This window comes from Moorena sp. SIO3I6 (assembly GCF_010672095.1).
On record NZ_JAAHHU010000002.1, the window covers coordinates 34,816 to 55,584 of the forward strand.

The window sequence follows — 20,769 nt, forward strand, 5'->3', positions numbered from 1 at the left end:
GTTAACAATTAATAATTAACAATTGAATAAAGTGGTTGTCATAGAAATCAGGTACACAGGATTTTTTTCCCTACTCCCTACTCCCTACTCCCTACTCCCTACTCCCTACTCCCTACTCCCTGTTCCCTATTCCCTGTTCCCTTTGCTATATAATGACTAATGACAAACAACAAGTAAATGTTATCGGTGGTGGACTAGCGGGTACAGAAGCCGCTTGGCAAATTGCTCAGGCAGGAGTACCAGTGGTGTTGCACGAAATGCGACCAGTGCGACTATCTCCAGCTCATCATACTGCTGAATTGGCAGAACTAGTATGTAGTAATTCCTTTGGTGCTAAGTCAAGCGATCGCGCTGCGGGTTTGTTGCACGAAGAATTGAGACGCCTTGATTCAATTATTATTGGCAAAGCTGATCAACATGCTGTTCCAGCTGGGGGTGCCTTAGCTGTAGACCGAGCAGTATTTAGTCGGGAATTGACTGAAACCTTAGCTAGTCATCCCCTGATCGAGTTGCAGCGGGAGGAAGTTCCGCAAATTACTACCACAGGGGTGGTAGTACTGACAACCGGTCCGTTGACTAGTCCTGCTTTAGCCGAAGACCTGCAACAGTTCACTGGTTTAGAATACTTTAGTTTTTTTGATGCTGCATCACCGATTGTAGTGGGGGAATCCATCAATCGTGATATCGCCTTTATGGCATCCCGGTATGACAAAGGAGAAGCTGCTTATCTTAATTGTCCCATGAATCGGGAGCAATATCGTCACTTCTGGGAAGAACTGTGTGCAGCTCAAAAGGCGGAATTGAAAGACTTTGAGCAAGAAACTGCTAAATTTTTTGAAGGGTGCCTACCGATTGAGGAGATGGCTCGTCGCGGGGAAGATACTATGCGCTATGGTCCTCTGAAGCCAGTGGGACTGTTTGATGCCCGTAAGGGAGACTTCCGCGCTCCAGAAAATCAGCACCAGCGTCCTTATGCTGTGGTACAGCTGCGACAGGAAGATAAAACAGGTCAGCTGTGGAATATGGTGGGATTCCAAACCAATTTGCGCTGGGGTGAGCAGAAACGGGTATTTAGACTGATTCCAGGTTTGGAAGAAGCAGAGTTTGTGCGCATGGGGGTGATGCATCGGAACACGTTTCTGAATGCTCCTGAGTTATTGCAACCAACCCTACAGTTCAAAAAACGGTCTACTTTGTTGGCAGCTGGTCAATTGGTAGGAACAGAAAGTTATACAGCAGCAGCTGCAGGAGGGTGGCTAGCTGGTACCAATGCGGCGCGATTAGTATTGGGATTGGAACTGGTAACGATGCCACCCACTACGATGATGGGAGCGTTGTTTGAGTTTATCAGTTCCGCATCACCTAAGCATTTTCAGCCTATGCCACCAAATTTTGGCATTTTACCCGAATTGCCAGTGCGGATAAAGAATAAGCGAGAACGGTATGGAGCATATCGCGATCGCGCTTTGGCAGATCTTAATGATTGGTTGAGTAGGCTGCGCCTATCTGCAGCTTAAGAACTCTTATAATCCAAAAACAAAACTTTGACTTATTCTGACTCGAAGCTCCTGACTTGATATTCCTAAATTTTAGAGCTTTTAAGTGAAGGTGCAAGATATTAGAATGGGTAATGGCTTGGGAGTAATCCTAGTTACAAATTTACCATTACCCAATTTTTACAATACTGATTTTCCCGGATCTAATATCAGTATCATTCAATTTATGTTTACCAATTAAGTGCGGGATAGCTCAGCTGCCATCGCTGTTTTCTTAGCATCCACATCTGGTTCCTGAACTAAAGAAGCTTTTTTTATAGAACTCTTCTCCAAATTAGCAATCGGGGCAACGATTGGCCAAAAAACGGTTGCTATCGTCAACACTATCCAAGATATGCGGATTTGCTCAGGAGATAAATTAGTGTCTTTCTGGAAAGCTTGAAACCAGATCGCAAAAAAGTAGAGAGCGCCAGAAACGTAAAATCCTGCTAGTACCGTCATAACTAAATTCAATCCTAATATTGGTTTAATTACAAGTTTTAAGTCGGTCTGATTGACTGAAAACTCTGATGATATCAAGTCCGGTTAATTACTGTTTTGTTAACTATTCCCTTGATGTTTGGTAATGGGCAATCGGGAATCGTCAACTACTAATTTCCAATTACGAATTACCAATTACCCGATCAGGGATATAATCATTATTTGACCGGATTTGAGATGAGCTACCTTTACAGAGTTACCGAAAATTAGGCTAAAGTAACAATTTTACTGAAAAAAAGTCTCAATTCCCCCAAAGTGAACAGTTAGGGAACGGGTAAAGGGGAATTGAGAACAGAACGATCAAGTCTTCTGTTGCCTATTGTCATCTCCCCAAAAAACGAGATATATACTGTAATTCACGGAATTTAAACCCGCTGTATACTTGATTTCCCTTACTTAAATAGACTAGAGGACTGAGGTTTGCGCTGAGGTTGTTGCTAGAGTTTGTGGTGTTTACTTTGATGTATGATTTCCCAGCTCAAATACCTTAGATACCTAAATAGTAAACACTAGTCCCCATAATGACAACACTAATGGTTTACCCTCAGTCTTAACTATGGGGCAGCAGTAGTAGATAATATCCAAGGAGTGTTTAACTGTCGTCAGGATAAATTGATCTACAACCGTTGACAGCTGTATTCGGGAATTTTTTCGATGATTGTTCACAATACTGAGATAGTCTGTGGTTAAGGAAATTCGGCAGAGGGGAATTTATACCAAAAACTTCAACGCCTTTGGTAGGGTTAGGGATTGGTATGGCTTACACGGCATAGGGAGAGTTTGTTTAGGCTGTCTGCTTTGGCTGCTAATCGTCACAATTCCAGGGAGTACTTCTCCCTCAACCAACCCAGAAGTAGTAAACCCAGGAGCAGTAAACCCAGGAGCAGTAGATACCCTGCAACAAATACAGCAACATATTGAGCAGCAGCGGTCTAGTATTATTAAGGAAAGCGATCGCATATCTAATGTGGAGCAATCTGCTCAGAAGAAGCTGGGTGTGATTGAGCTTAATCTCAAGTCTACTGATACGGCTAACCAGGATTACAATGGGCAAATCCAACTCGCTAACCAGCGTCTAGACCAGTTGCAGGAGGATTTAGCAATTGCCGAGAGAAGCTATTACGAAAAGCGTGCTGCAATCATTGCTCGACTGCGTTTTCTACAGCGCCAGCCCACTGCTGAAGTTGGCTCGAATATCCTGCTCAAAAGTCAAGATATCAACGAATTTCTGGCTCAACGCCGCCGATTGAAGTTAGTCTATCAAACAGACCAGAAAATCTTAACTAGTTTAAAAGCTGAAGCCGACAGCATTAACCAACGCAAAACCGAGATAGAGGCTCAGAAAAACCGAGTTTCCTTACTTAAACAGCAACTCCTAGCCAAAAAGAAGCAGTTTCAAGCTCAGCTCAAGACACAGCAACAACTGATTGAGCGACTTAATTCTAACCGAGAAGCTTTAGAAGCATCCCAAGCTCAGTTAGCAGAAGATTCTAAAAATCTTGTGATCTTGATTCAACGAGAGATTGCCCGTCAAAACAAGATTGCGGCAGCTAGGAAAGCAAGGCTTCGCAAAACGGTTATTTTTAATACTGGTCAGCTACTTTATCCCAGTAATGGCTCCATTACCAGCAGCTTTGGTTGGCGACGTCACCCCATTCTAGGTACATCTCGGTTCCATTCTGGGATTGACTTTGGGGCTAGTTATGGCAGTACTATTCGAGCAGCAGATAGCGGTACAGTAATTTTGGCTGGTTGGTATGGTGGTTATGGCAATACAGTAATTATTGACCATGGCGACAGTATTGCTACCCTCTATGGTCATGCCAGTAGACTGTTGGTGACGAAAGGAGAATCGGTGAAACGAGGAAATGCGATCGCAACCGTTGGGTCTACGGGTTTCTCTACCGGTCCCCACCTCCATTTTGAAGTTCGTAAGAACGGTGAACCTGTCGATCCGGCAAGTTATCTGTAGCCGATGGCACAAGCTTAGGCAAATTTAAAACGGTTTACACTTTTCGGTGCTCAAGTAGTGTATAATAAGTAATTGCGATAGTGTGCTATTATCAAAGCTAATCAAATAGAGTAACCCTTGATATAGTCACTCAAGCATAAGGGCGCGTAGCTCAGTGGATAGAGCACCAGATTCCGGTTCTGGGTGTCGGGGGTTCAAATCCCTCCGTGCTCGTTTAGATAACTTAAAATAGCAATCCTACTTGTATTCTATGAAGGGAGAGCTCTGGCGTTAGGCACGACCAGAGCTTAACTGCCGTGAAAGTTGCAGATTTAATTATTACTATTCAGTTAAAAATTAATAAGTAACAAGTAATAATTAACAAAATTTCCCTAACCATAATAATATTTTGATTAACTGAACTTCCCATCACTGTCTATCCTAGAGCCCATCATGACCCTTCCAGACTTAGTGACGTGGCTAAAACAACGAACTGCTCTGAGTATTTTGACTCAGGAAGTGTTAGAGAATCTAGCACCTAAGCTGGAAGAGCGGATTTTGCCCGCAAACCAAACCTTAGTGCTAGCAAACACGCCTCCCGCAGGATTATATATTCTCCGCTCAGGTCGGGTCGAAAGCAATCCTGAGGATTGGCAAGCTGTGGGTTTACTCCCTGGGGCAGTAATTAATCTACAAGCTCTATTATTGAACAAACCTGTTGAGCAAACCTTAATTACCCTCAACGAATGTCAGTTTTGGTTTGTCAGTGCTTCCGAATTTCGGGCACTCGTGGAACACTATCCAGAAATTACCCAAGCTTTCTCCCAACAACTGGCTGAAGAAGTAGAAGAGTTATCCGCTCAGCTAGCCTATGAACAAGAGCGTCAAACTATCTTACGACCATATCTGGTTAGTAAAGCCAAACGGGGGATTAGTGACTACTCCCACATCAAATCAAAGATTATGATGTGGGCTTCTCTCTCCTCACGAATGAGACTTGCTGCTCCTCGGCGGAGGCCGACGCTACGCGAACGATATCCTGTACCGATTTACTACAGCCATTAAGCGGCAGTCCAACCGCCAATAATCCACGATTCAAAATGTTAATCCCGCTATTCCAGTCGCGGTCAATTTTGACGTTACAACTAGAACAGCAATGAACGCGTTCGCGCAGCGTCGGCTTCGCCGAATCACTTAAACTTTTTTTGACCCTAGAGCCACAATTAAAACATTCAATACTTGTGCCACGTGGATTAACTTCCTGGACTAACAAGCCGCGTTTTACCGCCACTACTTGCAATATTTCCAAAAATGCTCCCCAGGCTGCATCATGTATCGATTTTGCCAACTTAGTCTTGGCGAGTCCTTTGATATTTAGGTTTTCGTGAGCAATCAAGTCATATTTACTACACAGCCAATGAGCAACCTGATAATGAAATTCTTTTCTGCATCGGGTCAGATGAAGATGTAACAAAGCTACTTTATGTTTGGCTTTTTTCCAGTTATTTGACCCTTTCACGCGACGAGACATTACTCGCTGAGCCTGAGCAAGCTTTTCCTGAGCCTTCCTGTAAAACTGCGGAATAGGTACCGCCTCGCCATCGGAAGTGGTCAAAAATTTTTCCAAGCCAACGTCAATACCGACGGCAGACTTGACTGAATCTATGGGTAGTAGTTCAGGCACAGTATCGTCTTTCATTGAAAGACAGCAGTACCAACCATCGGCCTTTTTGACAATAGTGCATTGCTTAAGGATAAAGCCTACGCCCTTCGGGCAAGCTTCGCTAACAGGTAATGGTCGATGCATTATGACAGGCATTGATCCAATTCGGCTTAGTTTTAGAACACCATCAACTAAATGTGCCCCCGCCTTAGAACTATTCACTCTAGGAAAAACAAACGATCGAAGCTCTCCAGGTTTTTTAAAACGAGGTCTACCTCCACGCTTGCCGCTAGCATCAGGTTTTCGCCATCTGTCCCACGCTTTGTTAAGACGTTGTAAATTTACCTGTTGGGTTTCTGCATAAATTTTTTTGTATTCGGGAAACAGTTTTTTGGTTTCTTTGAGAGCTGCTTGCTGAGTGTAATAGTTTACTTGCTCTGGGATTTCTCCAATTGGCTCACTCACTAAACTGCACCTATCAATCGGAGAACGAGTCCGATTTAGCCAGTCAAGTCGTTGACCTAAAGCATAGTTCCAGTGACGGCGCAGTAGTTCGAGCCACCTTTCCATGGTGACAATTTGTTCGAGGCTTGGCTTGATTCGGTAGCAGTAGGTGAGTATCATAGATTTATTATAGCACTTACTGTAAAACTATGAAAGGTAATTACACAAAGGCAAATAGGTCTGTATATCGTCTTACTGTGCATATTGTACTAGTAACCAAGTATAGACGACTTGTCATATAGCGAGCAAATTTTGATTCGGCAGAGCCGACGCTGCGCGAACAGGTTAAAGCAGATTTGCTCTGATACTTGTGTCAAATGGGATTGCAATAAGCGTGGAATTTAACGGAGAGAAAGATCATATTCACTTACTTGTTGACCTTAATCCTAAGGTGGCTCCAGTTAAACTAATAGCTAATATCAAAACTGTGACCAGTAGATTAATTCGTTACTGATTTTCTGAATACTTGAAGCGGTTTTACGGAGACAAAAAAGTTTTCACCGACAGGATCTTATTTTGTGGCTTCCTGTGGTGGCGTGACGATCGAGCAATTAAAGAGTTATGTCCAAAATCAGGATACCCCGTCAGGTAATTCCCCTCCCGCTAACCCTTCGGGTATAACGGGAGACCCCTTACCTGTTTAGTTGGGAAAAGTCGCTATGGGGTGCGACTGCGATCGCAAGTTAAACAAGCAGCGGAAAACCGCGAATCGGTGATAATCTTCGGAGAACCTGGACTGGAAAAAGATAACATAGCAGCCTTGATTCATTTTAGTTCTCCCTATCGGCGAGAAGCCATGATTAAAGTCGATTGCTCTAAATTACAAGCCAGTGGAGCAGAATTATTTGGTCGTGCCGGGGGGAAACCTGGCTTAATTGAAGCCTTAGGTCAAGGAACTCTACTATTAAATAATATTCAAGAACTTAGCCCAGAACTTATTCCAGAAATTGCTAATTTACTTAGAACCAATACCTATACTCCAGTCAACCGTTCCCAACCGGTAGTCGCTCATGGGGGAGACCCCCAAGACCGCGCTACCTCAGAACATACAAATGTTGCACCAGCCAACGTCTCTACCAGTCAGGCTCGGATTATCATGATTGCCGAGAGAAAACTGCCAGAGATTGATTCAGTGGCAGAAAAATTGATTAAAGTACCACCACTACGGGTACGAAAAGCCGACATTGGTGACATAGTCAACTACTATATTAGTATCATATCTCGTGCTAAATGTATTAATAAAAACCGGATAACTCCCGAAGCATTACGGCGATTACAGGCTTATGATTTTCCCAATAATCTCAGGGAATTATTTAATTTAGTTGAACGAGCAATTGTACAGCTAGAAGGATGATCAGAAGTAACTGAAGAAATTATCTGGCCCTCCCAAAGTAAGAAAAAGAAATTTCGTCTCAATCTCTTAAATGCTTATCCAGGGTTACGTCGCTTTCTCCGCAGCCCTTGGTGGCCAGACCGGATTAATTATGGCTTTACATTAACGGCTTTTGCGATTATTGTTGTTATTTTATTTATCGGACCTCAGAATCGTCAAGAAAACTTTGCGCTTAATTTATTCTGGGCGTGGTGGTGGCCCTTAGTATTAATTAGTTTTCCCTTTGTGGGTAGGTTATGGTGTGCAGTTTGTCCATTCATGATTTATGGAGAAGTTACTCAGAAATTATCCCTGTGGCTATTTCCCCGTAAGTTAAAACGTTGGCCCCGAGAACAGGCTCAAACCTGGGGAGGATGGTTTTTGTTTGGCTTATTCTTCCTGATTTTATTGTGGGAAGAACTGTGGGATTTGGAAAATACCGCTTATCTTTCCGCTTGTCTGCTGTTATTAATTACAGCAGGTGCGATGATATGTTCCGCAATTTTTGAGCGACGCTTCTGGTGCCGCTATTTATGTCCCATTGGCGGCATGAATGGCATGTTCGCTAAACTAGCGATAACGGAATTACGAGCACAACAAGGGATATGTTCAGCGGAATGTAGTACCTATCAATGTTATAAAGGTGGTCCAGAAAAAGGGGAGGGGATGGAAACCGATGGCTGTCCTTTGTACTCTCACCCAGCACAATTGGAAGATAACCGGGATTGTGTGTTGTGCATGACCTGTTTGAAAGCCTGTCCCCATCGTTCAGTAGAAGTGAATTTACGTCCTCCAGGTATTGAATTGTGGACTACCCATGTGTCTCGCAGTTATGAGGTAGCCTTGTTATTCTTATTGTTAGGAGCAGTGTTTTTGCACCGTTTACCAGAGTTACAAGAAAACCTGGGGTTAGGGTGGGATTTGAGTCAGTTTTGGACTCATGGTTTTCTCTCGGTAACAGTGTTGAGTTTACCAGCAATTGTGCCACTATTGGCTCAAGGAATGATGGTAGGATTATATCAGGTAAAAGAAATTCGTAAGCCGAGTTCTTTTGTTAAATTAGCTTATGGATATTTACCGTTAGTATTAGCTGGTAATTTGGCTCATTATTGGCGGCTTGGTTTAGGAGAAGGGGGAAGGATTTTACCGGTAATGTTTGCTACGTTTGGATTGAGTGGTGAAGGATTACCTGTGTTGGTGGCGCATCCAGCAGTAATTGCATTCTTGCAGGGAACTACGTTAATTGCTGGAGTACTTTTATCCCTGTTTTTGACCCAGAAGATAGGGCGTCAACCGTTTAGTTTGTTATTGCCACACCATGTGAGTACCCTAGTTTTAGGGATTAGTTTGTGGTGGATTATTGTGGGGTAAGCATTAAGCTATCAGCCGTGAGCTAAAAGCTCACGCGTGCGCGTTCAGCCGTCAGCCACGCTACGCGATTAGCCCAAAGGGCTACGCTACGCGAACGCACTCGAGTCAAAATCACGTAAAGGTCACGGTAATAGGTCTTGCACAGTCAAGGAACCAATGGGAGAGCCATCGATTAGAACAGACACTTGTTCGGAGGGTTTGTAATCGTGACGTTGCTGATAGGTTGGCGTTGTAGCTAGATCAATGGGTTGGGTATAAACTTCGAGTTGCTTGTCGATCAGATTGACAATCCAATAAACTGAAATACCTGCACGAGCATAGATGCCTTTCTTTAAGGTTCGGTCTCGTTCTAGGGTGGAGTCAGCAATTTCAACCACTAAAGCTAGGTCTGAGGCACCAGGATGGCGGTCAAGATAATCGCGAGTATCGCCTTTAACAATCACGATATCCGGTTCTGGCTCACTATTTTCCAAAGTAATTGGTTCTTGTGCATCTACATACCATCCCTTTGGAATAATCGCTTCCAGTGCATTCCGAGTCAGTTTAGTAGACGCACGATGTGGTGGATTTTTCGGCATTTTAGGAATGAGCCACCCTTCCAGCAGTTCAACTGGGTCATCTTCGCCCAGGATACCCCAGCGAATCATCTGGTGGTATTGTTCAACCCTAAAGCGCCAGACCGGTTCAGTTGGTACAGCTAAAGGCTGTCCAAGGTTTTTTCCCCTCGATTGAGTAGAGACAGACACAAGGTTACGACTTCTTGTTTTTGCCTTTTATCCTAGCATTGCAAAACCTAAGAGATAGCCCCAGACCTGATCGGGTCTGTTATGCCAATTTCCAAAAATATTGCTACAATCTTACAGTATACTATAGACATTCATCACCTCTTCACCACCTCAGACCATCACCATCTGTCCGCTGGCTAGCTTTATCCTGAGACTTGCAGTTAGGGATTATATCAGTTACGTTAATAAATCGGTTAACAAATTGGTTTAGGTAAACCCTCTAGATAGACTTAATGATCGCTATTTCCGCAGTAGACCTGTTTTGTGGTGCTGGGGGGCTGACCCATGGCTTCCAGCAGGCGGGTCTTCCTGTGACTGTCGGGTATGATATTGACCCTATATGTCAGTTTCCCTATGAATACAACAATAAAGCCAAGTTTATACTCCAAGGCGTAGAAGAACTCACTGGTACTGACTTAGCAAAACACTACAGAAGGGATCAGATCAAGGTACTAGCAGGATGTGCTCCATGCCAGCCCTTTTCCAACTATTCCAGGCGATACACCAACAAAACCACTAAGTGGAAACTTCTCCATGACTTTGCTCGCCTCGTCCGGGAGTGTAATCCAGAAATCGTTTCCATGGAAAACGTTCCTCAATTGAGACGATATCAAGTTTTCGAGGAATTCACTACTGAATTAAAACATCATGGTTATTCTATCTCTTTTTATGAGCTTGAGTGTAAAGACTACGGTATTCCTCAAATCCGCAAGCGCTTAGTCTTTTTTGCTTCCAAGTTTAGTAAAATCAATCTAATTCTCCCCACCCACAATAACAAGAATTACGAAACAGTACGCAAAACAATCTATGACCTTGAACCTCTTGGGGCAGGTGAATCATCAAAAACTGACCGACTCCATCGGTGCAGTAAACTTTCAGCACTAAATCTCCGTCGTATCCGTGCTTCATTGCCTGGTGGAACTTGGCGAGACTGGCCCGATGAGTTAGTTGCAGAATGTCATACTAAGGATAGCGGTAAGACATATTCAGCAGTCTATGGTCGGATGGAATGGGATTTGCCAAGTCCAACGATTACTACACAATTTTTTGGTTTTGGTAATGGTCGGTTTGGACATCCTGAACAAGACAGAGCCATATCTTTGAGGGAAGCTGCATTGTTACAAACTTTTCCTCGGGACTATAAATTTGTTGCAGACACTAAACCTGTGGTGTTTAATCATCTCGGGCGTCTAATTGGCAATGCTGTTCCTGTAAAGTTGGGTCAGGTAGTAGCTCAAAGTATTCTGAAGCATGTTACGAATATATAAATTAAGGAGTAGTGCTAGATGAATCCAAGTATTCCTGGTTAGCTAGATAGGTTTCTATATTTTGTAGTATCTGCCTTAAATAATTAACTACCTTATTTTGGATTTTTAAGAGGTCATCAGCACTTTGTTCTCTTCCTACTTCAGCAAAGGACTTGATGCCATGGGCTAAATGGTTTCTGTTATCTTTAACAGTTAACAAATCCTTTCCATTTCCCGTCTTCGCGTGGTCAGTTGTGCATGAGAACCCATATTCCTTTGCTGTTTCCTGGATCTTTTTTCCGTCAATGTTGCCTGAAAATAGTTTTTGTTTATCAAAACCAGCATTGATAATGTCAAGATAAATCGCTGTTATATTTGAAATGAAATCATCATAATGTTTTCGGTTTTTAAGGTTTTTTAATAAAATTTTCTTAAGTTCAGGTCTGATTTCATCAAAGGAAATTCGTTTACTCTGAAGTTCATCAAAGATGGCTTCTATAGCATTTCGCATTGTGGATTCGACCAGATTGTAAAGCAACAAGAATCCACTAGCTTTCATAGTTTTTAATAACTCAGGGTCAATTTGTTTAATTTTAGGTTCTCCACTCTTACCCTCCATACTTAACTTAATTGTTCCTTGCTCCATATTTTTCATAACAATAAAATACTTACTCACTTCTTTAGAGCGTTCGTTGAAATCTTCAAATAATGGACTGGTCATGCTTTACCTAGGAGTTGATCACGCACATACTCAAGACGCCGAATTACTTTAGGTCTAGAGTTACTTGCATCAGAGGTAGTGTACTCCTTGAATTCTGGCGATTCAAGCCAATTCATTGATTTTGGCTGAAGATTTCTATTTTCCCTCAAGGCAAGAGCAACCCCAACTGATATAGCCTCAAATCGAATACGAGGCGTCGTTGTATGTCGTTTTGATTTGGTAAATCCATTTTCAAAGTACTTCTCTACGAAATCTAACATTGATTGGAATTCAGCCTCCATTTTATCACGATCAAGTCCGGGCTTGTTGTGTTCTTCCAAGTATTCATCAAGAAATTTCTTAACTTGGTTTTGAAAATTATTATAGTTGTTCAGATACGCGAAAAAACGTAACACGAATTCCTGGGGTTCACGTCTGAGGATTCGGGCTTCTGAAAACGGACATAGCTGAAGGAATTTTTCATTTTTGGAGAGTGGCTTCAAGAGATCTAGGAATGGTCCGGGTGATATTCCTCTGCGTTTCTCCATGTCATTTAGCTCAACGCTACCTGTATTGATCCTTTCAAACATATCCCGGCGCACTTCCTCATCTGCCTTTTCAGTCAGTTGGATCATCCGAAGCGTACTCCGTTTAAAGCGCCTTTGTCGTGCAAGTGGTAAGTCAGTATACCTAAATTTATTGAGTTTTTTTAGCTTCTCCAAATCAGTTAAGGTAAGTTCATTATTTATAAATCTAGCCAGAGTACGGATACGCTGTGTACCGTCTACTATCTCCAAACGCCCTAGATCATTTTCTGGGTCGTTGATATCGGCAACAAAGATATATGGTATTGGTAACCCTAAAAGTATAGACTCAATGAACTTCGACTGCCTTGTTTCATCCCAAGCCATCTCCCTTTGGTAATCTGGTATGAACAACTCGTTGGTATCGTCATCCTTTCCATCCATGTATTTCTGAACCAGTATTTCAACTGGATACTCTTTGGTGTCGTAATCAACAGGCTTCTGCTTCTCCCTAATTTCTGCTTCTGCTGCCTCTTTATCCTGAACTGTGATTTCTTCTGGCTTCTTTGACTTGGGCATAGTTTTACCTGATATATATATTAGTTAATAATACCTAAGTATTCAGCGGTCAGCTATCAGCTTATGCGCTACGGGAACACTACGCGAACAGCTTATGCCCGTAGCGCAATCGGTGCTTGTGAATAAAATAAGCATATCAAGTAGCGTGAACCAAAAGTTCACGGTTGACCGCTGACTGCTGTTGGCGTAGCCTGCGCGTAGCGCATATGCTTACAATAGTTATAGCGCTGCTTGAGGTGGAATAGGGAATAGCGCTGCATAGCTTCCCACAAATCATGAAGTATTATCCTGACTAATCAATTCTGTTCAGGAGTCAGAATAAAGAAAATTTATGTTGTTGAAATAACCACAGTTATAATAATAGTTTAACCAAAAAAATAACTAGAAATCCTTAGTTATTTTACAAAAAAATTCCCTCTCCTCACACTGTTCCCCCTGTTCCCTGTTCCCTGTTCCCTATTTCCTCTTAAACACTTATGCATCAATTGTTAATTGCCAATTAGCAATTGACAATTAACAAGCTGAAATTAAACCACCCGATAGAGAAAACTTAGAGTTGCCCAAGTATTGACATCCAAGGCGTAGGAATCAGCAGCTATACTGAGGGAAGAATCTAGGGAATTTGCACTAGCATCATGTATGTCTTGCAACACCGCCTTGGCCACATCCAAGGGGTTAAACAAATCATCAATTGGTGCTCCGATTCCGCGACGAGATGGCACAGCGTCGAGAGCTGTACCGGCCTCAGTGAAGGGAGAGCGACTGCAAATAAGTTGCATTTCCACCATTCCACTAGGACCTGAGACAATCCCACCAACAGAAGCTACGGCTGATGGCAGAGTTAGGGTTTCCCCAGGAGCAATTACAGCATCTTTGATAGATGGAGAGTTTTCTGAAGTCTGTGATGTCTCCAAAAATGGCAGTTCATATAGTGCGATCGCATTGCCATTGGTATTAAAGCCTAATAGCAAGAAATAGATCGGTTGGTCACCGTAGTTTTCGATCTGATAATGGAGACGACTCCCTACCGGCAAAATAGGAACACCTGCTTCTGCCACAGTTTTTGTCAACTCAGCCTGAGATTTAGCTTCACCCTCAGCTACCAAATCTACCCGTGAGGAGGAAGCCGTCCGTGATGTTTCGAGTTGCATCACTAGCTTTTGCTCTGGTTCAATCATCTGTAGGGATACCCGAATACCTAGACCGGAAGACCCATCATTAGCAGTTAGTCGCAGCAATTTTGCTGCCAGCAAGGTGTTCAGTTTACCAGCCAATCCCATAGCTGCTGACTTCACGGCTACCCCAGCTTCCCCAACTCCATTGGGTATGGGTTGACCGTCGAGATAGAAGATTCCATAACCCCCTCCCCCAGCATTTTTGGAAGAGAGTGCTTTCCCAAACAAGTAATCAGCAGGTTGTTCCCCTGCTTGCACTATCGATGCAGTAGAGATACCAGAAAAGGCGCTGGTAGCATCTACTCGTTCAATTCGTTCTAGGTTCCCATCCAGAGCTACCGTTATACCAATATTACGGGGTAACACCCGGACAGCTTCTTGCACCAGCTGCCCAACTTGTAGCTGATTGTTATTATCAGTACTAGCACCAATAAATTTTGCCTTAGCAGTCAGACCATCTTTAGAGGTTATTTGTAGTTGGGAGGCTCCCGACTTAGCACCGACTAATTCCAATACAGAGTTATTGCTATAGTAATCCACAACTGTTGCTGGTAATCCTGCCAACCACAACTGTGCAGTTTGAGCATTATCTTCCACGGCGGTGACCACACCATCCGCTCCCATGCTAGGGTCAGGGGGCAGATAATAGGTAGGTATTGGCTCAAGACTACTTTGACCCCCTAGCCTGGGCTGTTGTTGTGTACCTGTCAGTTGATTAACCATCACACCAGCGTGAGTCAGGCTCACCTGACTTGTCGTTGTTGGTATTGCCTGCCACAGATACTGAGTAAGAGCATAGGTAAATAAGCCAGCACTGAAACCATTCCATTTAGCCTCCATGGCCATTTGATTTGGTTCAGCAGCGGTGAGAACCAGACCTGCCATAGGATTCATCGATCCAGGCACAACCGAGACCGATTTCTGGTTTACCATCCCTTTCCCAGAATCCTGTATCCGCCGCCGCAGTTGCTCTTGAAAAGCCAGTTCGTCCCGACTAGCCTCTTGGGCTGGTGGGTTAGTACTAGAGCGTACCTTAATATTTCCTTGGAGGAGGCTATCAGCTACCGTGTGGCTAGTATCAAGTACTGTAGTGACTTGGTCAGTGAAGAGCGATCGCAATAGCAAAACTAGAGTTTCTTCCAGTAAATCGTTGGCTACCTTAGGTTTTTTTTTGGTCAGGCTCCCATCTACTGGAACCAAGCTATTTTGAAGTGCAACAGACGTATCGGTTTGATACCCTTGAGATAGCTTGACCTGGCTACCGAAGCCACTGAAGTGGAAGACTACCACATCACCCGCTTTCGCTTGCTCCGTCAGATGTTCAATAAAAGCCGTTTCAATATTTTCGCGAGTCGCTTGGTCATCTTTAAGTATCAGTATATCCTTCGGGTTGAAGCCAAACCGATGAATCAATAGTTCTTGTTGTAGTTCTACATCAGTAACACAGCCATCCAAGACTGTGCTACGAGGATACTTGTTGATACCCACTAGTAGGGCTAACTTTCGCCCAAGGGGTTGTGCTAATACTTGGAAGTAACGGTCTATTCCAGGAACAGCTAAACCACTATTCCCTAGGAGGGATAGTAATGTTTCACTTACTCCTAATGTTGCCAATCCCAAACTAGCTTTTTGCAGAAAAGTCCGGCGATTAAGTCCCATATCCGCGCTTCAGCTTTCAGATTTCAGCTATCAGCCTACCAGGATTGGCGCTCCCACGGCCACAAGCCGTGGGATTCCCAGTTGAGCTAGTTCACTAGTTCACTAGTTAAAGGTTGAACGCGATCGCGTGGCCGAAAGGCCAAGGTTACAGGTTGAAGGTTATTTGGTTGAAGGTTGAACGCGATCGCGTGGCCGAAAGGCCAAGGTTGAAGGTTGAACGCGATCGCGTGGCCGAAAGGCCAAGGTTGAAGGTTATTTGGTTACAGGTTACAGGTTACAGGTTGAAGGTTATTTGGTTACAGGTTACAGGTTACAGGTTGAAGGTTATGTGGTTACAGGTTACAGGTTACAGGTTACAGGTTGAAGGTTATTTGGTTACAGGTTACAGGTTACAGATTGAAGGTTATAGGTTTAAGGTTATAGGTTTAAGGTTACAGGTTTAAGGTTTGGAATATAACCAAATAACCAAATAACCAAATAACCAAATAACCGCCTCACCTCCAACCTTCAACGGTCTAACCTCCAACCTTCAACGGTCTAACCTCCAACCTTCAACAGTCTAACCTTCAACCTTCAACGGTCTAACCTTCAAAGGTCTAACCTTCAACGGTCTAACCTTCAACCTTCAACCTTCAACTCCTCTCGTGCATTGCCTTAGCCAGTTCTGCTGCCACTTCAGGTCGGGAAAATTCCGGTGGTGGTAATTCTCCCTCACGCAGCATTTTCCGTACCTTAGTACCGGATAAATGAATCCTCTGCTCCGGTGTACTTGGACTAGTCTTGGCGGTAGCCATACCTTGGGTGCGAGTGCAGTAGAAGGCGTGCTCAAACTTCATCGGCATGATCCCCAACTCACCTGGCTCAAACTCACCAAAAATGTGTTGGGCATCATAGGTGCCGTAATAGTCTCCCACACCAGCGTGGTCTCGTCCTACAATGAAATGGGTACAGCCATAATTCTTCCGTACCAAAGCATGGAAAATGGCTTCTCTTGGGCCTGCATAACGCATGGCAGCAGGGTTAATTGCCAGAATCACGCGGTCATTGGGAAAATAATTCTCCAACATGATTTCATAGCAACGCATGCGCACATCGGCTGGGATGTCGTCGCTTTTAGTAGCACCCACTAAGGGATGAAGGAATAGACCGTCTACGGTTTCTAGAGCGCACTTGATGATATATTCATGAGCCCGATGAATGGGATTACGGGTTTGGAAACCTACCACTGTTTTCCAACCCCGTTCCGAGAACATGGCTCTCGATTTTTCTGGATCGATTTGGTAGGAGGGAAACTGGGGATGGGGTAACCGTTCCAGTAACCATACTGAACCAGCTAAATTAATCTCTCCCTGGTCATACACGACTTTCACACCAGGATGCTTGTCTTCATCAGTGCGGTAAACTTGCACCGCTTCATGGGTTTTGTCGTAAGAATATTTTTCTGTCAGTTCTAATACACCAATAAACCGACCACTGGTATCATCCAAACGGACTAATCCCCCCTCTTGCAGAGGGGCAGCTACTTCAGAGGTAACCGAGAGGGTGATCGGAACTGACCACGGTAGGTTATTGGCTAGACGCATCCGGTCTACCACTGATTGGTAGTCTTCTTTGGCCATGAAGCCAGTCAGGGGACTAAAGCCACCGATAGCAATCATTTCAAGGTCGCTGACAGCCCGTTTATCCAGTGTGACTCTGGGCAGAAATTCAGCTTTATCCAAAAATTCCTGCCGTTGTTCAGGTGTAGCGACACGGTTGACCAGTTGACCACCGTGAGCTGGGATAGTTTGTGAAGGATGGCTTAACACCGGGCTTTGCATACTCTAGGAATAATAATTAGATTCTACAATTGTCTCAAGAATTGTCTCAAGATACGACTCCCACTCCAAAGCGTGTAGGTGGGGTTCTTGAGTTAAGGTTTCTATAAAGATTCTGCTTCAAGTACTAGAAATATAATTTAACTCTTCCAGCTTTTTAAGAACTTTGTCCACACTTTCTGATAATTCTTCTTGGTCAGTGCGACATTCCACCTCCGGATTTAATGGTGGCTCATAGGGGTCATCAATACCAGTAAAATTCTTAATTTCTCCATCACGAGCTCGTTTGTAAAGTCCTTTGACATCTCGGCCTTCGCAAACTTTTAGGGGAGCATTAACATAAACTTCTACAAAGTCACCAATCCTTTGCCTGACCTCCTCTCGAATTTCACGGTAAGGAGAGATAGCGGATACCAAGACAATAACTCCATTGCGGGTTAAAAGATGGGCAACAAAGCCAATGCGGCGAATGTTTTCATCCCGGTCTTCTTTACTAAATCCGAGTCCTTTGGTTAAGTTCTGACGGACGATATCCCCATCCAAGACTTCGGGCTTGCATCCTTTGGCGTTTAGTTTTTCTTCTAATGCCTTAGTAATAGTGGTCTTTCCAGCACCACTAAGACCAGTTAACCATACTGTAACACCACGATGTTCCATTAAATTTATTTACCTCCTAGATTTTTTGTTGACATGAGTTGGATTTGGTGTGGATCGGGTATTGGTATTTCAGCTGAACACCAAACTCAACCTCGTAAGTCCTATGGCCTTTAGTCTCGGCTCATTTATAACAGATGCTTCCCTTCCGTAGCATGCTTTTGAGATACCCCAACTTAACGTAGTAGAACGAGTCGGATTGCCCTCGAATTATTTTCTGTCACATCCCCCCTATAGTGGCTTACCCTAATGGCAATTTAATGGGTATTTTTGCCCTTTTTCAATGCTAACCTTCTGAAAGTCTCAGCAACCAGATTAACTCATCTGCCCTAAGTATTGCTGATAACCTAACTCATCCAGCAATGCTTGCTTTTCCATCACTGATTGGGCTAAATTCTGGCGATACTGCTGCACTCTCTCTAGTAATTCCGGCTGATGAGTCCCCAAAATCTGCACTGCTAACAACCCTGCATTCTTGGCATTACCAATTGCTACAGTAGCGACGGGAATTCCCCCAGGCATTTGAACAATTGAGTATAGGGAATCGATACCCTGCAAGTGACGACTAGACACTGGAACCCCAATTACAGGCAAGGGTGTTAGGGCCGCTACCATCCCAGGCAGATGAGCCGCCCCCCCAGCACCAGCGATAATAACTTTGAGTCCACGCTTGTGAGCGTTTTGGGCATAATTTACCATCCGTTCAGGGGTGCGGTGGGCGGAGACAATCGCCACTTCCGAAGGAACACCGAAGTCTTCACATACTGCGATCGCATTTTGCATGGTGGGCAAATCGGAATCGCTGCCCATAATAATCCCAATTAACGGTTGGTTATTGGTCATGAATCATGTTTGATGGTAGATGAATTAGACTTCGCCACATTCCCTAATGACTCTAGATATTATCAATGCTCGTGTCCCTAGTTACCAGGGTTTACAGAATATTCACATTAATGATCATGGAATTATTGACGCGATCGCACCCAACCCAGAAACTCTTCCTAAGCTAGAAACTCTTCCTAACCCGGCTATCCTTGACGTTGCTGGGGATTGGGTCTCCCTAGGGGGTGTGGATTTGCAGATTAATGGGGGGCTAGGCTTAGCCTTCACCGATGTGGATTTTCACCACATCCCTTTACTCCAGGATATTTGTCAATTCCTTTGGCATCAGGGTGTCGATCACTTTTTACCCACTCTGGTGACTACTTCTGTAGAGAAGATTCAGCGATCGCTTTCTGTGTTTGCTGAATTTATCCCTTCCCAACCTTACCAGACCCCAAGCGCCCGCATCTTGGGTGTCCATCTAGAAGGGCCTTTTCTCAATCCCCAAAAACGGGGAGCTCATCCTGTTGAGTATCTATTACCACTTACTCTTGAAAATGTCAAGGAAGTTTTGGGATACTATGGTAATCTGGTTAAACTAATTACCATAGCGCCAGAGTTAGATAGCATTGGTGAGGTGATTCCGTATTTGCGATCGCGCAACATAATTGTTAGTCTTGGTCACTCCCAAGCCACAGCAGAGCAAGCCCAAAGCGCCTTTGAACATGGGGCATCCATGGTAACCCATGCTTTTAATGCCATGCCAGGACTCCATCACCGCAAACCAGGATTACTGGGAGCTGCCCTAGTTACTCCCGGTGTCCAGTGTGGACTAATTGCCGATGGTCAGCACGTTTGTTCCACCATGATCCAATTGCTGCTCCGTGCTGGGGGTTATGAACAAGGGATTTTTCTAGTTAGCGATGCCCTAGCACCAATAGGATTACCCGATGGCGTCTATCCCTGGGACACCCGCCAGATAGAGGTCAAAAATGGGACAGCACGGCTACCAGATGGGACATTATCTGGGACAACCTTGCCATTATTGGTAGGGGTAGAGAATTTAGTCCAGTGGGGGATTTGTAGCGTTGAGAATGGCATTGCCCTCGCAACGGTTTCCCCTCGCCAAGCCATCGGTTTGCCAACCCTAAGCATTGGTCAACCAGCTCAGTTATTACGCTGGCATCTGGATGAGGAAACATCAAAGCTGAATTGGCAGCGTTTGTCAGATTATAGGAGTTCTCAATTGGTTGGGGTACAAAGTCCTGGGTTTTAGGGAGCAGGGAGCAGGGAGCAGGGAGCAGGGAAGAAAATTTAAATGTACCTTACGCTTACTACGAAACTCTATAGACTTCTCCGAGAAGTCGGGAATAGGGGGAAGAGTGTGTTAGACAGGGTAAGCGTGGTAAGCCTGGTAAACGTAGTAGATTTTTAGTAAGGGTCTATCTTGGTAGACTTTGGTAGCTAAAAAGTATCGGTCATCATAGCGTTAATCATACTCATGAGATACAGTCAATTTTCTTACCCCTACTCCCTACTCCCTACTCCCTACTCCCTACTCCCGATTCACTACAGGGAAATTAATAAAACTTAAACAATTAAGTCAACGGAGAAGCCTAATTGAGTAGTACGCTGTAGAACTAGAGCGTAAGGTAAATTTTTTTATGGCAGAACTAAAACGTGGTGCAAAAGTTCGGATTAAAAGAAAAGAATCCTACTGGTATAACGATGTGGGAACTGTGGCTAGTATAGACAAGAGTGGTATCAAATACCCAGTGATTGTCCGCTTTGATAAGGTCAACTATACTGGCTACAGCGGTAGCCCCTCTGGGGTCAACACCAATAACTATGCACCGACTGAACTGGAAGTAGTTGGTTAACCTAGCCAGACTCAGGAATTTGAGTTCCTG

15 protein-coding genes, 1 tRNA gene and 4 pseudogenes are annotated in these 20,769 nt (G+C 44.0%); 11 read left to right on the top strand and 9 right to left on the bottom strand.

Annotated elements, in window-relative coordinates; genetic code table 11:
• The first annotated feature begins 22 nt into the window (after positions 1–22).
• Both F6K49_RS00880 and trmFO read left to right on the top strand, forming a co-directional pair.
• Positions 23–160, top strand: coding sequence for a hypothetical protein (locus F6K49_RS00880; protein ID WP_198953965.1), 138 nt, complete (start codon positions 23–25; stop codon positions 158–160).
• Positions 153–1,517, top strand: a complete 1,365-nt coding sequence (gene trmFO / locus F6K49_RS00885; RefSeq protein WP_293093305.1) for an FADH(2)-oxidizing methylenetetrahydrofolate--tRNA-(uracil(54)-C(5))-methyltransferase TrmFO — start codon at positions 153–155, stop codon at positions 1,515–1,517. Before F6K49_RS00880 ends, trmFO begins: the two co-directional genes overlap by 8 nt.
• Positions 1,518–1,733: 216 nt before the next feature.
• Here the strand turns inward: trmFO and F6K49_RS00890 are convergent, their stop codons facing one another.
• Positions 1,734–1,997: a hypothetical protein gene (locus F6K49_RS00890; protein ID WP_293068112.1), complete on the bottom strand. Its 264-nt coding sequence runs from the start codon at positions 1,995–1,997 to the stop codon at positions 1,734–1,736.
• A 721-nt stretch (positions 1,998–2,718) separates the two neighbouring features.
• Between F6K49_RS00890 and F6K49_RS00895 the strand changes: the two genes are divergently transcribed.
• The 3 genes and pseudogenes from F6K49_RS00895 to F6K49_RS00905 form a co-directional block, all read left to right on the top strand.
• Entirely contained in the window at positions 2,719–4,008 is a 1,290-nt protein-coding gene (locus F6K49_RS00895; protein WP_293093308.1) for a peptidoglycan DD-metalloendopeptidase family protein, read from the top strand.
• Positions 4,009–4,148: 140 nt separating this feature from the next.
• Positions 4,149–4,221: transfer RNA gene (locus F6K49_RS00900), tRNA-Arg, on the top strand.
• 219 nt (positions 4,222–4,440) lie between these two features.
• Positions 4,441–4,776: pseudogene (locus F6K49_RS00905) on the top strand (cyclic nucleotide-binding domain-containing protein); the annotation flags it as partial.
• 165 nt (positions 4,777–4,941) lie between these two features.
• Here the strand turns inward: F6K49_RS00905 and F6K49_RS00910 are convergent.
• Positions 4,942–6,274, bottom strand: a pseudogene (locus tag F6K49_RS00910) (transposase).
• On the opposite strand from F6K49_RS00910, the pseudogene tnpA reads away from it, so the two are divergent.
• Together tnpA and F6K49_RS00920 are read left to right on the top strand one after the other, a co-directional pair.
• Positions 6,230–6,798, top strand: a pseudogene (gene tnpA / locus F6K49_RS00915) (IS200/IS605 family transposase). The pseudogenes F6K49_RS00910 and tnpA sit on opposite strands and share 45 nt — an antisense overlap.
• Positions 6,795–8,897 (top strand): annotated as a pseudogene (locus F6K49_RS00920) (sigma 54-interacting transcriptional regulator); the annotation flags it as partial. The pseudogenes tnpA and F6K49_RS00920, both read left to right, overlap by 4 nt.
• A 122-nt stretch (positions 8,898–9,019) precedes the next feature.
• Here F6K49_RS00920 and F6K49_RS00925 read toward each other — a convergent pair.
• Entirely contained in the window at positions 9,020–9,643 is a 624-nt protein-coding gene (locus F6K49_RS00925; RefSeq protein WP_075897213.1) for a Uma2 family endonuclease, read from the bottom strand.
• A 272-nt stretch (positions 9,644–9,915) separates the two neighbouring features.
• Between F6K49_RS00925 and F6K49_RS00930 the strand changes: the two genes are divergently transcribed.
• Positions 9,916–10,950, top strand: a complete 1,035-nt coding sequence (locus F6K49_RS00930) for a DNA cytosine methyltransferase (RefSeq protein ID WP_293093313.1) — start codon at positions 9,916–9,918, stop codon at positions 10,948–10,950.
• A gap of 1 nt (position 10,951) precedes the next feature.
• On the opposite strand, the gene F6K49_RS00935 is transcribed toward F6K49_RS00930, so the two are convergent.
• The 3 genes from F6K49_RS00935 to F6K49_RS00945 all read right to left on the bottom strand — a co-directional run bounded on the left by F6K49_RS00935 (position 10,952) and on the right by F6K49_RS00945 (position 15,566).
• Positions 10,952–11,650: an MAE_28990/MAE_18760 family HEPN-like nuclease gene (locus F6K49_RS00935; RefSeq protein ID WP_293093316.1), complete on the bottom strand. Its 699-nt coding sequence runs from the start codon at positions 11,648–11,650 to the stop codon at positions 10,952–10,954.
• On the bottom strand, positions 11,647–12,732 hold the full coding sequence (locus F6K49_RS00940; RefSeq protein ID WP_293093319.1) for a DUF262 domain-containing protein: 1,086 nt from the start codon (positions 12,730–12,732) through the stop codon (positions 11,647–11,649). Before F6K49_RS00940 ends, F6K49_RS00935 begins: the two co-directional genes overlap by 4 nt.
• Before the next feature lie 527 nt (positions 12,733–13,259).
• Complete coding sequence (locus F6K49_RS00945; RefSeq protein WP_293093322.1) at positions 13,260–15,566, bottom strand: caspase family protein; 2,307 nt, start codon at positions 15,564–15,566, stop codon at positions 13,260–13,262.
• A gap of 113 nt (positions 15,567–15,679) precedes the next feature.
• On the opposite strand from F6K49_RS00945, the gene F6K49_RS00950 reads away from it, so the two are divergent.
• Positions 15,680–16,009 carry a hypothetical protein gene (locus F6K49_RS00950; protein ID WP_293093325.1) on the top strand — a complete coding sequence of 110 codons (330 nt, stop codon included), beginning with the start codon at positions 15,680–15,682 and terminating at the stop codon, positions 16,007–16,009.
• Between the two features lie 189 nt (positions 16,010–16,198).
• Here F6K49_RS00950 and sat read toward each other — a convergent pair whose 3' ends face one another.
• The 3 genes from sat to purE form a co-directional block, all read right to left on the bottom strand.
• Complete coding sequence (gene sat, locus F6K49_RS00955) at positions 16,199–17,386, bottom strand: sulfate adenylyltransferase (protein ID WP_293093328.1); 1,188 nt, start codon at positions 17,384–17,386, stop codon at positions 16,199–16,201.
• Positions 17,387–17,503: 117 nt separating this feature from the next.
• Positions 17,504–18,040 (bottom strand): adenylyl-sulfate kinase, encoded by a 537-nt coding sequence (gene cysC / locus F6K49_RS00960; RefSeq protein ID WP_293024150.1) that lies wholly within the window; start codon positions 18,038–18,040, stop codon positions 17,504–17,506.
• Positions 18,041–18,352: 312 nt separating this feature from the next.
• Complete coding sequence (gene purE, locus F6K49_RS00965) at positions 18,353–18,880, bottom strand: 5-(carboxyamino)imidazole ribonucleotide mutase (RefSeq protein ID WP_293024152.1); 528 nt, start codon at positions 18,878–18,880, stop codon at positions 18,353–18,355.
• 46 nt (positions 18,881–18,926) lie between these two features.
• Between purE and nagA the strand changes: the two genes are divergently transcribed.
• Complete coding sequence (gene nagA, locus F6K49_RS00970) at positions 18,927–20,135, top strand: N-acetylglucosamine-6-phosphate deacetylase (protein ID WP_293093331.1); 1,209 nt, start codon at positions 18,927–18,929, stop codon at positions 20,133–20,135.
• 388 nt (positions 20,136–20,523) lie between these two features.
• On the top strand, positions 20,524–20,739 hold the full coding sequence (locus tag F6K49_RS00975; protein WP_293024157.1) for a photosystem I reaction center subunit IV: 216 nt from the start codon (positions 20,524–20,526) through the stop codon (positions 20,737–20,739).
• The last annotated feature ends 30 nt before the right edge of the window (positions 20,740–20,769 follow it).